This window comes from Kitasatospora sp. NPDC001175 (assembly GCF_053598215.1).
The window spans coordinates 130,916-144,376 of the sequence record NZ_JBSFJU010000008.1; the positions used below are offsets into that span (position 1 = coordinate 130,916).

At 74.3% G+C, this 13,461-nt stretch carries 11 protein-coding genes; 9 read left to right on the plus strand and 2 right to left on the minus strand.

What is annotated here, in order from left to right; genetic code table 11:
* Positions 1-142: 142 nt before the first annotated feature.
* A complete protein-coding gene (locus ACWDAK_RS08870) occupies positions 143-1,060 on the minus strand; it encodes a HipA family kinase (protein WP_427394877.1) in 918 nt (305 codons plus the stop codon).
* A gap of 140 nt (positions 1,061-1,200) precedes the next feature.
* On the opposite strand from ACWDAK_RS08870, the gene ACWDAK_RS08875 reads away from it, so the two are divergent.
* The 9 genes from ACWDAK_RS08875 to ACWDAK_RS08915 all read left to right on the plus strand — a co-directional run bounded on the left by ACWDAK_RS08875 (position 1,201) and on the right by ACWDAK_RS08915 (position 12,215).
* Positions 1,201-1,641, plus strand: a complete 441-nt coding sequence (locus tag ACWDAK_RS08875) for an SRPBCC family protein (protein ID WP_344635366.1) — start codon at positions 1,201-1,203, stop codon at positions 1,639-1,641.
* Positions 1,642-1,851: 210 nt separating this feature from the next.
* Positions 1,852-3,036, plus strand: coding sequence for a glycosyltransferase (locus ACWDAK_RS08880; RefSeq protein ID WP_427394878.1), 1,185 nt, complete (start codon positions 1,852-1,854; stop codon positions 3,034-3,036).
* Positions 3,037-3,405: 369 nt separating this feature from the next.
* Positions 3,406-4,902, plus strand: a complete 1,497-nt coding sequence (locus ACWDAK_RS08885; protein ID WP_344635368.1) for a sugar transferase — start codon at positions 3,406-3,408, stop codon at positions 4,900-4,902.
* 2 nt (positions 4,903-4,904) lie between these two features.
* Positions 4,905-6,341: an O-antigen ligase family protein gene (locus tag ACWDAK_RS08890; protein ID WP_344635369.1), complete on the plus strand. Its 1,437-nt coding sequence runs from the start codon at positions 4,905-4,907 to the stop codon at positions 6,339-6,341.
* Positions 6,338-8,242 (plus strand): lipid II flippase MurJ, encoded by a 1,905-nt coding sequence (locus ACWDAK_RS08895; protein WP_344635370.1) that lies wholly within the window; start codon positions 6,338-6,340, stop codon positions 8,240-8,242. Before ACWDAK_RS08890 ends, ACWDAK_RS08895 begins: the two co-directional genes overlap by 4 nt.
* Entirely contained in the window at positions 8,232-9,029 is a 798-nt protein-coding gene (locus ACWDAK_RS08900; protein ID WP_344635371.1) for a polysaccharide deacetylase family protein, read from the plus strand. The genes ACWDAK_RS08895 and ACWDAK_RS08900 overlap by 11 nt, the downstream gene beginning before the upstream one ends.
* Positions 9,026-10,216, plus strand: a complete 1,191-nt coding sequence (locus tag ACWDAK_RS08905; RefSeq protein WP_344635372.1) for a glycosyltransferase — start codon at positions 9,026-9,028, stop codon at positions 10,214-10,216. Before ACWDAK_RS08900 ends, ACWDAK_RS08905 begins: the two co-directional genes overlap by 4 nt.
* A gap of 129 nt (positions 10,217-10,345) precedes the next feature.
* On the plus strand, positions 10,346-11,011 hold the full coding sequence (locus ACWDAK_RS08910) for a YveK family protein (protein ID WP_344635373.1): 666 nt from the start codon (positions 10,346-10,348) through the stop codon (positions 11,009-11,011).
* A 43-nt stretch (positions 11,012-11,054) separates the two neighbouring features.
* The gene (locus ACWDAK_RS08915; protein ID WP_427394879.1) at positions 11,055-12,215 is read left to right on the plus strand and encodes a GNAT family N-acetyltransferase; all 1,161 of its coding nucleotides are present in this window, start codon (positions 11,055-11,057) and stop codon (positions 12,213-12,215) included.
* On the opposite strand, the gene ACWDAK_RS08920 is transcribed toward ACWDAK_RS08915, so the two are convergent.
* Positions 12,192-13,445: a glycoside hydrolase family 26 protein gene (locus ACWDAK_RS08920; protein WP_427394880.1), complete on the minus strand. Its 1,254-nt coding sequence runs from the start codon at positions 13,443-13,445 to the stop codon at positions 12,192-12,194. The two genes, ACWDAK_RS08915 and ACWDAK_RS08920, sit on opposite strands and share 24 nt — an antisense overlap.
* Positions 13,446-13,461: the final 16 nt, after the last annotated feature.

Sequence of the window (13,461 nt, forward strand, 5' to 3'; positions counted from 1 at the left end):
CTGCCGGAGGTTCCCGCCGCTCCCTGCCCGCCGACCCTTTTGGCCGGGGGAGGATGTCAATAGCGTTCCGGACGTTCATCCGGATGCCGCGGGAGGGGCAACCGCTGTGATTCACGGACGCCCCCGCGCCACGGCAAGCCCGTCAGTCGACGTGCCGGCTCCAGTCCGGTGCGGCCGACGGCTTGCCGTGCAGGTCGGGCACGTGCCTGAGCCAGGCAGGGCGCCCCGCCCGGGTCGCGGCGGCGCGCTCCGCCTCGGTCCGCCGCAGCTGTTCGGGGGTGGCGAACCCCTCCGGCAGCCAGGCCGCCGACTGCCGGGCCCGCGCGGCCAGGTGGCGGACGTAGGCCTCCCTGACCTCGTCGACCGACCCGAACCCCGGCTCGTCGGCCAGCCACTGCCCGGGGACCGACGCGACCACTTCGCGCAGCAGTTCCGGGGTCACCAGCGGGGCGAGCCGGGCGTCGGCGGCGGGCACGTCCGGGGCGAAGCCGGCGAGCGCGTGGTTGCTCAGGTCGTAGCGCTTGAGCAGCGAGGCGTGCGCGCCGGACCAGCGGTGATGGAAGATCAGCCCGGCGCCGTTGTCGATCAGCCAGAGCCGGCCGTGCCAGACCATCAGATTGGGGTTGTGGACGCTGCGGTCGACGTTGCCGGTCAGCGCGTCCAGCCAGACCACCTGCCCGGCCTCGACGGGGTGGACGTCCACCATCGGCGGTTTGCCACCGGCGCCGCCCTCCGGATCGAAGTCGCGGGCGCCCGGCAGGTAGTCCATGCCGAGGTTGTGGCCGACACTGGCGCGCAGCATGTCCTGGATCTCGGCGTCCGGTTCCTCGGCGGCGACCGCCGGGTCGAAGTCCACCAGGACCAGCTCGGGCACCCGCAGGCCGAGCCGCCTGGCCAGTTCGCCGACGATCACCTCGGCGACCAGCGCCTTGCGGCCCTGCGCGGCACCCGTGAACTTGACCACGTACGTCCCGAGGTCGTCGGCCTCGACGATCCCCGGTACGGAGCCGCCGGCCCGCAAGGGGTTCAGGTAGCGGATCGCAGTCACCTCGGTAAGCACATCGGCCACCCTAACCCGGTGGCCGGCGGACGGGGTCCCGGTTTTGGTAGCTCGGGTGAGCGGTGGTTGGCTTGGGCCCGATATCGGAGCTGGCCGCAGAGCGTTGCGAGCGTTGCCACACAGTCGGAGGAGAGCAGGTCATGGGTCAGGTGTACGCCGCCACCGAGCGGGTCTACCAGGCGTCCCCGGAGCGGGTGTACGAGGCGCTGGCTGACTACGCCGTCACCCGGCCGAAGCTGCTGCCAGCGCAGTACAGCGAGTACGAGGTCAGGGCGGGCGGCCGGGGCGCGGGCACCCAGGTGCACTGGAAGCTCCAGGCCACCGAGAAGCGGGTCCGGGACTGCCTGTTCAACGTCACCGAGCCGGCGCCGCTCAAGCTGGTCGAGTCCGACGCCAACTCCTCGATGGTGACCACCTGGACCGTCACGGCGGCCGGCGCGGGTCAGGCCAAGGTGCTGGTCGAGACGGTTTGGCAGGGCGCGGGCGGCATCGGCGGCTTCTTCGAGCGGACCTTCGCCCCCAAGGGCCTCAACCGCATCCACGACGAGGTCCTCGCCCGCCTCGCCACCGAAGTCGCCTGAAACCCGGCGTCTCCCGGGCACCACGGGCGGGGCTTCGGGTGTCACCGGGGGCACCGCTGCCGGAAGCCCTCGGGGGCCGGCCCGCGGTGCTTCCGGAGGGTGGTCGCATGCCCGTACGGCCGCTGAGCCGTACGGGTGATTGCGTTCCCCGTCCCGGGTGATACCGCCCGGAGTACGGCTTGGCGCCAACCTAGGCTCGCCGCCGTGCATATGACGATCCTTCACATCTCCCAGCCGGTAGACGGCGGCGTCGCCCGGGTGGTGGTGGACCTGGTCCGCGGGCAGCGCGAGGCGGGCTGCAGAGTGCTGGTGGCCTGCCCGCGGGTCGGCCGGCTGGCCGCCGAGGCGACGGCGGCGGGGGCGCTGGTGCTGGACTGGCCGGCCACGCGCTCGCCCGGTCCGGGGACGCCGGCGGAGGTGTGGCGGCTGCGCCGGATCGTCCGGGCCGCGGCGCCCGACGTGGTCCATCTGCACAGCGCCAAGGCCGGGTTGGCAGGCCGGCTGGCGATCCGGGGGGCGGTGCCGACGGTCTTCCAGCCGCACGCCTGGTCCTTCGCGGCCGTCGAGGGCGTGCTCGCCGCGGCCACCCAGCGCTGGGAGCGGTACGCGACCCGCTGGGCCGACGCGGTGCTCTGTGTGAGCGAGCGGGAGCGGCTGGACGGCGAGGCGGCCGGGCTGCGGGCGCACTGGCGGGTGGTCCCGAACGGGGTGGACGTCCGGCACCACGCCTTGGCCGACCGGGCGGCCCGCCGCGCCGCCCGGATGTCGCTCGGCCTGGACCTGGACGCCCCGCTCGCGGTCTGCCTCGGCCGGCTCTGCCGCCAGAAGGGCCAGGACGTGCTGCTGGCGGCCTGGCCGGGCGTGGCCGAGCGACTGCCGGAGGCGAGGCTGGCCCTGGTTGGCGGCGGCCCGGACGCCACCGCGCTGGCCGACCTGGTCCGCACCCTGCCGGACCCGTCCCGGGTGCGGCTGGCGGGGGACGTGGCTGACCCCAGGCCCTGGCTGGCCGCCGCCGATCTGGTGGTGCTGCCGTCGCGCTGGGAGGGCATGGCGCTGGCGCCGCTGGAGGCGATGGCGACGGGCCGCCCGGTGTTGCTGACGGACGTGCCGGGGGCCCGGGAGTCGCTGCCGCCGGCGCAGTCGGCGCGCGGACTGGTTCCACCGGAGAATCCGACGGAACTCGCCCGGCGATTGTCCGAGTCGCTCGATGATCTAATTGAATGCGAACGGATTGGGGTGGCAGCCAGGGAACATGTGATCGGTCGCCATGACGTGCGATCGATGGTGGGGCGAGTGGCGGAGCTCTATCGAACAATTTCGGCTGCGGAATTCCCGGATGCGTCCGGCCGGTCGCGCTTGCCGTGCCCAACTGCCCGTGTCCCGGACGGTGCCTGATCGTTTCTCAGGCTGTGGACGCTTGCCGTGGCGGTGTCGCCGTGTTCGCTCCTTGACCATGCGAACGAGGGTCCAAATGCGAAAGTCTGATTAATGGGCGGGTGGAATGAAATGGCAAGCCAATCCTCTGCAGCCAAGCCGCTGTTCGGCATTGTCTGATTTTGCCTGTCTCGTTTCCTTTTCCAGTCGCCGGTCTTTCGGAAGGCGGTCTGGGAATGGGCCGAAATCCACTCTCGGCGGCAGGCGTCACCCGAGCCGGATCCATCGAGCCGGGATGTCCGCGCCGATGCGGTTGCCGGTCCGGCCGTCCTGCCAGAGCGGCCGCACAGCCTGTCAAAGGCGGTCCCACAACAGGGAGTTCGTGCGCTGATGACCATTGACCACGAGAGCGTGCCGCGACCGGGGCGCCCGCTGCCGAACTCCCGGCGGACCGGCGCCGCCATCCTCGACCGCCCCGCCCGGACCGCCCAGGCCCGCTCCTCCGCGGCGGTCGGACGCCACCGCCGAGCACTCCGCTCCCGGGCCGTGGTTCCCGGCGCGCTGCTGGCCGCCGACACTCTCGCGGTCTGCGCCGCCACCGGCTTCACCGCCGACCGCACCGGACAACCCCTGCTCGGCGCGGTCGCCGTGCTGCCCCTGCTGCTTCCGCTCAACCTCGCCGCCGGCCTCTACCGCACCAGGCTCACCCTCTCCGCTCTCGACGAACTCCCCGCGCTGGCCGCCCGGGCCACCGTCGCGCTGGCCTTCGCGGTCACCCTCTCCGCCTGCTTGGAGGGCCTGCCCGACGTCGCCGCCGCACACCCGCTGCGCCTGCTAGCCACCCTGGCCGCCCTGATCCTGTTCGCCTCCGGCGGCCGGGCGCTGGTCTACCGCCAGCTGCGCCGCGCCCGCGGCCGCCGCCCGAGCCCCACCCTGGTGCTCGGCGCGGGCCAGCTCGGCCAGCGGGTCGCAGCCGTCCTGATCGAGCACCGCGAGTACGGACTGCGCCCGGTCGGCTTCCTCGACGCCGACCCCGTCCTGCTCGGCCCGGACGCCAAACTGCCCGTCCTCGGCGGGCGCGAGGTGCTCGAGCGCGAGATCCGGCGCCACCGCATCCACCACGTGGTCGCGACCGAGGGCGCCGCCGACGAGGCCGAGACCGCCGCCGCGCTCCGCGAGGCCGCCCGGCTCGGCTGCCACATCTGGCTGGTCCCCGCACTGCGCGAGTACGGCTCGGTGACCGGGTCCGACCGTGACCAGCTCTGGGGCTTCCCCTGCCTCAAGCTCGGCCGCCCGGCGCTGCGCCGCCGGGGCTGGCCGGTCAAGCGGGGGCTGGACATCCTCGCCGCCGGCCTCAGCCTGATCGCGCTCTCCCCCGTGCTGGCCGCCTGCGCCCTGGCCGTCCGCTTCGACACCGGGCCCGGGGTCCTGTTCCGCCAGCAGCGCACCGGACTCGATGGAAAGTCCTTCACCCTGCTCAAGTTCCGTACCCTGCGCCCCAGTAGTGAGCACGAGTCGGCCACCCGCTGGAACATCTCCCAGGACCACCGGATGGGCACCGTCGGCCGCCTGCTGCGCCGCACCTCGCTGGACGAACTGCCGCAGCTGTGGAACGTGCTGCGCGGCGACATGAGCCTGGTCGGACCGCGCCCCGAACGCCCGTACTTCGTCATGCGGTTCGGCCAGGCCTATCCCGAGTACGCCGACCGCCACCGCGTCCCGGTCGGGCTCACCGGCCTCGCCCAGGTCAACGGCCTGCGCGGGGACACCTCGATCGAGGACCGGGCCCGCTACGACAACCGGTACATCGAGGGCTGGAGCCTCTGGCTGGACACCAAGATCCTGCTCCGTACCGCCGTCCTGCTGCTCCACCCGGACGGGAGTTGACGATGGCCCTCGCGCTGACCCGGGCGCCCGGGGAACCGGTGCGGCCGGCCTTACGGACCGCCCGGGGTGCCCTGATCACCCGGCCCAGCCTGGTGGCCGCCGCCACCGTGCTGCTGGTCTGCGTACCCGGCGGGGAGAAGGACGTCACCGCCGCCGTCCACGTCACCGCGGCCGATGTGGCCTCGCTCGCCCTGGTCGGCTGGACCACCGTCGAGTTGCTGCGCGGCCGTGCCCCCGTGCTCAGTCGTACTGCCTGCGCACTGTTCGGAGCGGTGGTCTGCGCGGCCGCCGTCGCCACCGTCACCTCGATCGACCCGGCCGCCAGCCTCACCGGCTTCGTCCGGCTGGTCCAGGTCTTCGTGCTGGTGCCCGCCTGCGTACTCAATGCCCTGCGCGACCGCTTCGACCAGCGGCTGATCCTCGGTTCCCTCGTGCTGGCCGCGCTGGTCGAGGGAGCGGTCGGCGCGAACCAGTACCTGACCAGGACCGGTGCCTCCTACACCGGCCTGCCGATCCGCGCGGTCGGCACCTTCGGCGCCCTCGACATCATGGCGATGTCCACCGTGGTCAGCTTCGGTCTGCTAGCCGCCCTCGCCCTGGGCCTCGCCGAACGCGGGCCCGACGGAAACCGCCCGCTGCGGCTGGCCATGTTCGCCGCCGCCGCCTTCCTCACCTTCCCGCTGGCCGTCTCCTTCAGCCGGGGCAGCTGGATCGCCTGTGCCGCCGCCGCCACCGTGCTGGTGCTGCGGGCCGACGCCCGACTGGCCGTCCGCGCCGCCCTGTTGGGGCTGGCCGCCGGCACCGTCCTGGTCTGCGGAATCGGCATCGGCTCCGACGGCGTCACCCAGCGGCTCTCCAGTATCGGCTCGGTCTCCGCCGCGCCCGACCAGTCCGTCAGCGACCGCTACGACCTCTGGGCCACCGCCTTGCGGATCTGGCAGGACCGCCCCGTCACCGGCGCCGGGCCCAAGGCCTTCCAGCAACTGCGCGACAGCCACGCCCCGTTGAGGCTGTCATCCGGCAGCGACACCGCCGACGCCACCATCGGCTTCCAGCGCGAACCCCTGCTGTCCCCGCACAACATGTACCTGCTGGTCCTCAGCGAGCAGGGCCTGGTCGGCATGCTCGCGTACGCCGCCCTCTTCCTGGCCCTGCTGATCGGCTGCCTCCGCCACGCCTGCGGCGGTCGGCATCCGGAGCCGGACGGGGGAGCGGGTCTGGCCGCGCTCGCCCTGCTGGTCTGGGTCCTGGTCGACTTCCTGTACGGCGACATCGGCGGGGCGACCACCGTGCTCACCTCGGTCGTCCTCGGCCTCGCCGCCCGGACCGCTCTCGCCGGCCCCGACGAGAGCGGTACGGCGGCGCTACTGCCAAGTCCAGCGCCGCAGCCGGCCGTTGACGATGCACCCGCGGCCGCCTCCTCGGGGGTGCGCCCATGACGAGGGAGCAGCCGAGGGCCCTGGCCGCCCCGCTGACCCCCGCGCCGCCGCCCGCCCGCAAGGGCGGTAGCACCACCCCGCACCCTCCTGCCCGGGCCGGCTTCCTGGCCCGGGCCTTCGGGGTCACCGCCCTGCTCAGCGCCGCCGGTTCCGCCCTCGGGCTGTTGCGCGACCTGCTGCTGGCCCGCTACTTCGGGGCCAACCAGGGCACCGACGCCTTCCTGGTCGCCTGGACGGTCCCCGAGACGGCGGCGCCGCTGCTGATCGAGGACGCCATGGCCTTCCTGATGGTGCCCGCCTTCAGCCTCGCCCTGGTGCTGCGTGAGGAGCGGCCCGACCAGGCCGACCCGGTCCGCCGGCTGATCCGGTCCACCCTGCCCTGGCTGCTGCTGGCACTGTGCACCCTGACCGCCATCGTCGCCCTGGGCGCCCCCTGGCTGGTCGGGCTGCTCGCCCCGGGCCTCGCCGACCCGGGCCTCGCCGTCACCTGCACCCGGATCACCGCCTGCACCGTCCTGCCCTTCGGTCTCGCCGGGTACCTGGGCTCCGCCCTGCGCGCCCACCACCGCTTCACCGCACCCGCCGCCATCTACGTCGCGTACAACCTGGGCATCCTCACCGTGCTGCTCACCTGCCACGCGACGCTCGGGGTCCGCTCGGCCGCCGCCGGGGTGGCGCTCGGCAGCCTGCTGATGGCCGGGGTGCTGATCGGGCCGTTCCGCCGCCGGCTGCGCCAGGGCCGCAGGCCGGGGCGCCACCGGGGGCCGGCCCCGCTGGTGTTGATCCCGCTCGCGCTGCTGCCGGTCGCCGCATTCACCCTCACCCGGCAGGCCCAGGTCTTCATCGAGCGCTGCCTCGGCTCCGGCCTGCCGCCGGGCACCATCTCGCACCTCAACTACGCGGCCAAGGTCTCCCAACTCGCCATGACCGCTGCTGTGTTGATCTGTACCGTGACCTTCCCGCTGGTTGCGAGGGCGCTCGCGGCCGGTGACCTGACGGCGGCCAGGGACCGGGTTGAGAAGGATCTGGGCCAGGCCGCCGCGGTGGTTCTGGCCGGCACCGCCTGCCTGATGGCCTGTGCGCCCTCGGTGGTCTCGCTGCTGTTCGAGCGCGGCGCCTTCGGCCCGCACGACACCGCCGCCACCGCCGCCGTGATGCGGGTCTACGGCCTCGGACTGCCCGCCCAGGCGCTGGTCGGTGTGATGGTCCGGCCGTACTTCTCGGTGCGCCCGGTGGTCCGGCGCGCCGACGAGCCGTACAACGGCCACGCCGGGAACCGCCGGTGGCTGCCGCACCGCTCGACCGCGACGCCGGCGGGCCGGGAGCCCGGCATCAGGGACCTCGTCCTCTGGGGCCGCCGGGTCCTCGGGCCCGGCGCCGACGCTCCGCACTCCGGCGCTCCTGCGTCGCCTGTCGCTTGTCGCTCTCGGCACCGCCGGGCCCTCCCGGCCCCCGGCTCGGTCACCCTGCTCGACTGGTACCCGGTCGCCGCGATGGCCTTCGGACTGCTGGTCACCATCGGCGTCGGACTCGTCGCCGTTCCCCGTACCGGTGCCCTGGGCATCGCCGCGGGCAACGCCGCCGGGATCACCGCCACCGCCGCGCTGCTGCTGCGCGGGCTGCCGCCGCGCGGTATCGCCCTGCGGCTGCCCCGGGTGCTCGGCGGCCAGGCCCGGCTGCTGGCCGCCGCCGTCGGCGCCGCCGCCGCGGGTACCGCGGCCGGCGCGCTGACCGCCGACCCGCTGCTGTCCACCCTGTTCGGCGGCGGCTGCGTGCTCCTCGTCTTCGCCGTGCTCGGCACCGCGTTCGGCGCCGCCGAGGTCCGCGGCCCCGTGCTCGCCCTCGTCCGGGCCCTGTGCCCGAACCCGGCCGCTGAAGGGAAGCTGCCCCATGGACGCTGACACCCGGCTACCGCATCTCCCGGCACCGGCCGAGAGAACCACGGCCGCGCCCTGGATCCTGATGTACCACTCGGTGGCCGACGAGGAGGAGGACCCCTACCGGCTCACCGTCAGCCCCGACCGGTTCGCCGCCCAGATGGAGTGGCTGGCCCGCACCGGCAGGCGGGGCGTCAGCGTCCGGGAACTGTTGCGGGCCCGGGCCGCCGGCCGGGCGGCGCGGCTGGTCGGCCTGACCTTCGACGACGGCTACGCCGACTTCGCCGGACAGGCCGTCCCGATCCTGCGTGCGCACGGGTTCACCGCGACCGCCTACGTCGTCCCGGACCTGCTCGGCACCGAGAACGGCTGGGATGTGCTGGGCCCCCGCAAGCAGCTGCTGACGGTCGATGAGGTCACCGAACTCGCCGCCGCGGGCTGGGAGATCGGTTCGCACGGCCTCAGCCACCGGGCGCTGCCCGGACTGCCCGCCGACGTACTCGCCGAGCAGACCAGGGAGAGCCGGCGCGCGCTGGAGGGGCTGGTCGGCGGTCCGGTCACCGGGTTCTGCTACCCGTACGGCGCGATCGACCCGCCCGCCGTCCTGGCCGTCCGCGACGCGGGCTACCACTACGCCTGCGCCATCCAGCACGGCGCGCTCACCAGCCGGTTCGCCTTGCCGCGCTCGTACGTCGGGGAACGGGACGGCGCCCTGCGGCTGCTCGCCAAGCAGGGCCGCCACCGGCTGCGCGACGCGGCGTGCGCACTGCGCCGAGGCCCGCTGGGCGGGCAGCGGGGGACCGCCCGATGAGGGTGCTGCACGTCGTCACCGGCCTGGCGTCCGGCGGTGCCGAACGCCAGCTCCTGCTGCTGCTGCGCCACCTGCCCGAGCGGTACCGCTGCGAGGTGGCCACCCTGACCGATCCCGGGGCCGTCGCCGAGGCGCTGCGCGCCGAGGGCGTGGTGGTGCACGACCTGGCGATGCGCGGCAACCGCGACCTCACCGTGCTGCCCCGACTCATCCGGCTGATCCGCTCCGGCGACTACCGGCTGGTGCACACCCATCTCTACCGGGCCGGCCTCTACGGGCGGCTGGCCGCCCGGCTGGCCGGGGTCCGCACGGTGGTCGCCACCGAGCACTCGCTGCAAGCCGGGGTGATCGAGGGCCGCCGGACCACCATCGGGGTCAGGGTGCTCTACCTGCTCGCCGAACGGCTCGGCAGCACCACCGTTGCGGTCTCCCGCCAGGTGGCCGGCACGCTCGACGCCTGGGGTGTCCCGCCGCACCGGGTGCACCTGCTGCCGAACGGTGTCGAGGCCGCCCGCTACAGCCTGCCGACCGCCTCCAGGGCTGCCGTCCGGCAGATCGTCAGGACGGAGCTCGGCCTGCCGCAGCAGGCCTGGGTGGTCGGCGGGGTGGGACGGCTGGTGCCCGGCAAACGCTTCGAGGTCCTGGTCGACACGCTCGCCGAACTCGTCGCGCTGGCCGGGGAGCACCCGGCGCTGCGCGAGCCCTGGCTGCTGCTGGTCGGTGCCGGGCCGGAGCGCGAGGCACTGGTGCGGCGGGCCAAGCGGCTCGGGGTACGAGCGCGGCTGCTCTGCCCGGGGGAGCGCGAGGACGTCCCCGAACTCCTGACCGCCATGGACGTCCTGGCCGCACCCTCGACCGAGGAAACGTTCGGGCTGGCCGTCCTCGAGGGCCTCGCGGCCGGACTGCCCGTCCGCTACAGCGCCTGCCCGGCCCTGGAGGAACTCGGCCCCGAGGCCGCCCCCGAGGCTGCCCGCGTCCCCTCGGACGCGGCCGCCTACACCGCCGCCCTGTGCGAACTGTGGAGCCGCCGCAGCACCCCCCTGCCGCAGCCCCCGGCCGTCGCGCACTACGACATCGCCCGTGTCGCCGACGGGTTGGGCCGCCTCTACGACAGTCTCACCGCCGACGCGGACCCGGGGGTGCGCCGGGAACTGCCCGAGCGGCCCTCGACCGCCGTCCCGTCATGACACCCGACCAGCCGGGCGGCGGCAGCCCTCGGGGACGCGGCGGCGGTCCGGGGCCGGCCGCCGTCCGGTCCCGCGCACCATCCCCATCCCCGGCCCTTCGGGGCCGCCTCACACCTCACGGAGTCACCGATGTCCGAACTGGGCCGCAGCGCACGTGCGCTGACCCGCCGCTGGTGGCCGGTGGCACTCGCCGTGCCGCTGGGCGCCCTGGCCGGGGCCGGCTACGGCCTCCTGGCGCACCCCAGCTACGCCGCCAACTCCTACGTGGTGGTGGTCTCGCAGGGGCCGGGGGAGAGCTCCACCGCGGTCAACTTCGCCCAGGCGTACGGGAGGCTGGCCGGACAGCCGCAGGTGCTGGCCGGCGCCGCAGCCCAACTCGACGAGACCATCGCGGAGTTGGCCGAGCGGGTTCGGGGCACCACCTCGCCGGATGCGCCGGTGATCGAGATCACCGGGACCGGCGAGCGCCCGAAGGAGGCCGTCCGGGCCGCCGACGCGGTCGCCAGGTCCCTGGTGGCGTTCGCCGACACGAGCAGCAAGGAGACCGGCGTTCGGCTGGTCCCGCTCGCCCCGGCGGCCGCACCGGAGGGACCGTCCTCGCCCTCCGTCCAGCTGGACACCGCGGTCGGCACCGCCGCCGGCGTCCTGGTCGGCGCCCTCGTCATGATGACCCGCCGCCGTCCCGCCACCGCTCCGGCCGCCGCGGTCCCCCTCCCCGCCCCGGCTTCCGCGCCCGGCACCCGGGCCGGGGGCGCCGGGGCCGTCGAGGCGCGGAAGGCAGGAAGCCCGGCATGACCGAGAACCCCGGCGGCCTTCCCCCACAGGCGGGGGAAGGCCGATGAGCACCGAACAACTGAGTGGGGCGGCGCTCCCCGTACAGAGCGGCGCGCCCACCTGGCGGGCCGAGGTCCTGCGGACCGACGACGCACTCGACCGGGTGGCCGAGGAGTGGGACGACCTGGCCCGGCGGTGCGCCGCCGCGACCTCGTTCCAGGCCACGGCCTGGCTGCGCTCCTGGTGGCGCCAGTACGGCCGCCCGGGCCGCCTGGTCGTGGTGCTGGTGCGCCAAGACGGACGGCTGGTCGGGGCCGCGGCCCTGCGGCGCCGCGGCCCCTTCGGCGGCCTGACCAACCTCGGCGGCGGCCTGGTCGACTTCACCGACGTGCTGCTGGACGACGCCGTCGCCGACCTGGCGGCCGCCGAACTCGCCCGCGCCCTCCCGCTGCGCCGCCCCTGGCACAGCCTGGAGCTGCGCGAGGTGCACCCTCAGGCGGCCGTCCAGCGGGTCTTCGAGCACTGGCGCGGCCGCCGCCACCGGCTACCCGACTCGCTCTGCCAGTACCTCCCGGCGGTGCCGATGGAGGAGCTGTTCAAGCGGCTGCCCGGGAAGACCGCCCAGCGCAGCCGGGTCAAGCAGCGGAAGATCGCGGAGGCGGGTGTCGAGGTCGGCTCGGTCACCCCCGACGAGGTGCCGCAGGCGATCGAGGAGCTGCTGCGGCTGCACTTCCTGCAGTGGCAGGAGCGCGGGGTCACCCCGGAGCACCGGAGGGAGCGCTTCGCCGCACATCTGGCCGAGTCCACCACCGGACTGGTCGCCACCGGCCGCGCCGCCCTGCACCGCTTCCGCTTGGACGGCGAGGTGGTCGCGATCAACCTGCTGCTGCTCTGTCCGTCCTTCGGCGGCCTGTACATGTACGGTGCCCACCCGAAACTGCGCGAGCGCCTGGACATCGCCGGGCTGCTGTTCGGCGCCGCCCTGGACGAGGTGCGGGCGGCCGAGATCCCCGTGCTGAGCCTGCTGCGCGGCCAGGAGCCGTACAAGCAGCGCTGGCGCCCGGACCAGCTGTCCAACCAGCGGTTGGTGCTCGGACCCGGGCGCCTCGCGCCGTTCGCAGCGGCCCGCGCACTACGGGTGACCGTGCGCCGGGCGGTGGTGCGGCAGCTGGGCACCAGGCTGCCCAGGCTGAAGGAGGCGCTAGCGGCCCGACGGCGCAGCTGACGGCCTGGGGCCGCCGAGCCAGGGGTCGAGCCGCGTCCCGGGCACCCCGTGGCCGCTGCCCGGCCAGCCGGGTAGCCACCCGGAGGGGCGCTCGCCCGGCCGCTCGCCGGGCTTCGCGGTGGGCTTGGGCCACGGCGCGGGCGTCGGGCGGGCACCGGCGGTCGCGCCGCCGCTGCCGGTCAGCGGGCCCGCGCCCTTCGATCCCGACATCAGCTGCTTGAAGACCGCGCTGGCGCGTGGGTTGCGGTTGCACTCCCAGAAGCCGTGCGGACAGTAGTCGGTGACGGTCTGGTAAGCGGTGTCATGGGTGCGCATCCACTCCACCATCCGCCGGACGAACTCGGGGTTGTCCCCGTTGCGGAACAGCCCCCACTCCGGGTACGAGACCTGCTTCCCGTGCTTGGCGGCGAACTCGACCTGGTCCTGCAGCCCGTACGGCTCGGAGACGTAGTCGTCGAAGGTGGCGCCGACGGGCTGGTCGTAGCTGTCCATGCCGATGATGTCGACCACGTCGTCACCGGGGTAGCAGCGGGTCCACGGGATGGCGTCCAGGCCGCGGGTGGGCGCGAAGTCGAACTTGAAGTGCTGGCCCGGGGCCGAGCGCATCACCGTGACGATCCGCCGCCAGTACGCCTTCCAGGCGGCCGGGTCGGGCTTGCAGCGGTGGGTGTAGGTGATGCCGTTCATCTCCCAGCCGAGGGTCAGGACGGTGTCGCCGCCGCCGAGCGCCACCAGCCGCCTGGCCAGCTGGAGGAAGTGCGAGTCGAACTCGCCCCGGTCCGCCCGCGCCAGCAGTCGGGTCACCTCGCGGTCCGCGAGGTTGCCCTCGCTGGGCGCCAGCATGGGCACGCCGAGGACGAGCCCCCGCTGGGGGTCGCCCTGGCGCCACTGCGTCCAGAGGCCGAGCATCGCCGGCTCACCCTCGATGTCCTTCCAGTTGTTCCCGGCCAGGTAGGTGTGGCCGACCTGCATGTCGGCGCCGTTCAGCCAGCGTGCCATCTTGGCGATCTGCGGGATGTAGCTGTCCCAGGAGCCGACGAACGCGCCGAACGGCACCTCGTGCGCAGCCCGTCCGACGTCGGGCCCGGACGCGGTGTGGTGCGGCTGGGCCGCGCCCGAGGAGAGCGCGACGTGCCGCTCGGCCCGGCTCAGTGGCGCGCCGGTGGGAACGCTCGCGGTGGTCGCCAGCAGCAGTGCGGAGGCGGCCAGGGTGAGGCGGCCGAGTCGCATGGGTCTTCTCCTCTGG

Bases quoted from the DNA above. Each gene is read 5' to 3' on its own strand.
- ACWDAK_RS08910 (WP_344635373.1), top strand. From the start codon at position 10,346: ATGTCCGAACTGGGCCGCAGCGCACGTGCGCTGACCCGCCGCTGGTGG.
- ACWDAK_RS08875 (WP_344635366.1), top strand. From the start codon at position 1,201: ATGGGTCAGGTGTACGCCGCCACCGAGCGGGTCTACCAGGCGTCCCCG.
- ACWDAK_RS08920 (WP_427394880.1), bottom strand. From the start codon at position 13,445: ATGCGACTCGGCCGCCTCACCCTGGCCGCCTCCGCACTGCTGCTGGCG.
- ACWDAK_RS08885 (WP_344635368.1), top strand. From the start codon at position 3,406: ATGACCATTGACCACGAGAGCGTGCCGCGACCGGGGCGCCCGCTGCCG.
- ACWDAK_RS08915 (WP_427394879.1), top strand. From the start codon at position 11,055: ATGAGCACCGAACAACTGAGTGGGGCGGCGCTCCCCGTACAGAGCGGC.
- ACWDAK_RS08905 (WP_344635372.1), top strand. From the start codon at position 9,026: ATGAGGGTGCTGCACGTCGTCACCGGCCTGGCGTCCGGCGGTGCCGAA.
- ACWDAK_RS08880 (WP_427394878.1), top strand. From the start codon at position 1,852: ATGACGATCCTTCACATCTCCCAGCCGGTAGACGGCGGCGTCGCCCGG.
- ACWDAK_RS08895 (WP_344635370.1), top strand. From the start codon at position 6,338: ATGACGAGGGAGCAGCCGAGGGCCCTGGCCGCCCCGCTGACCCCCGCG.
- ACWDAK_RS08900 (WP_344635371.1), top strand. From the start codon at position 8,232: ATGGACGCTGACACCCGGCTACCGCATCTCCCGGCACCGGCCGAGAGA.
- ACWDAK_RS08890 (WP_344635369.1), top strand. From the start codon at position 4,905: ATGGCCCTCGCGCTGACCCGGGCGCCCGGGGAACCGGTGCGGCCGGCC.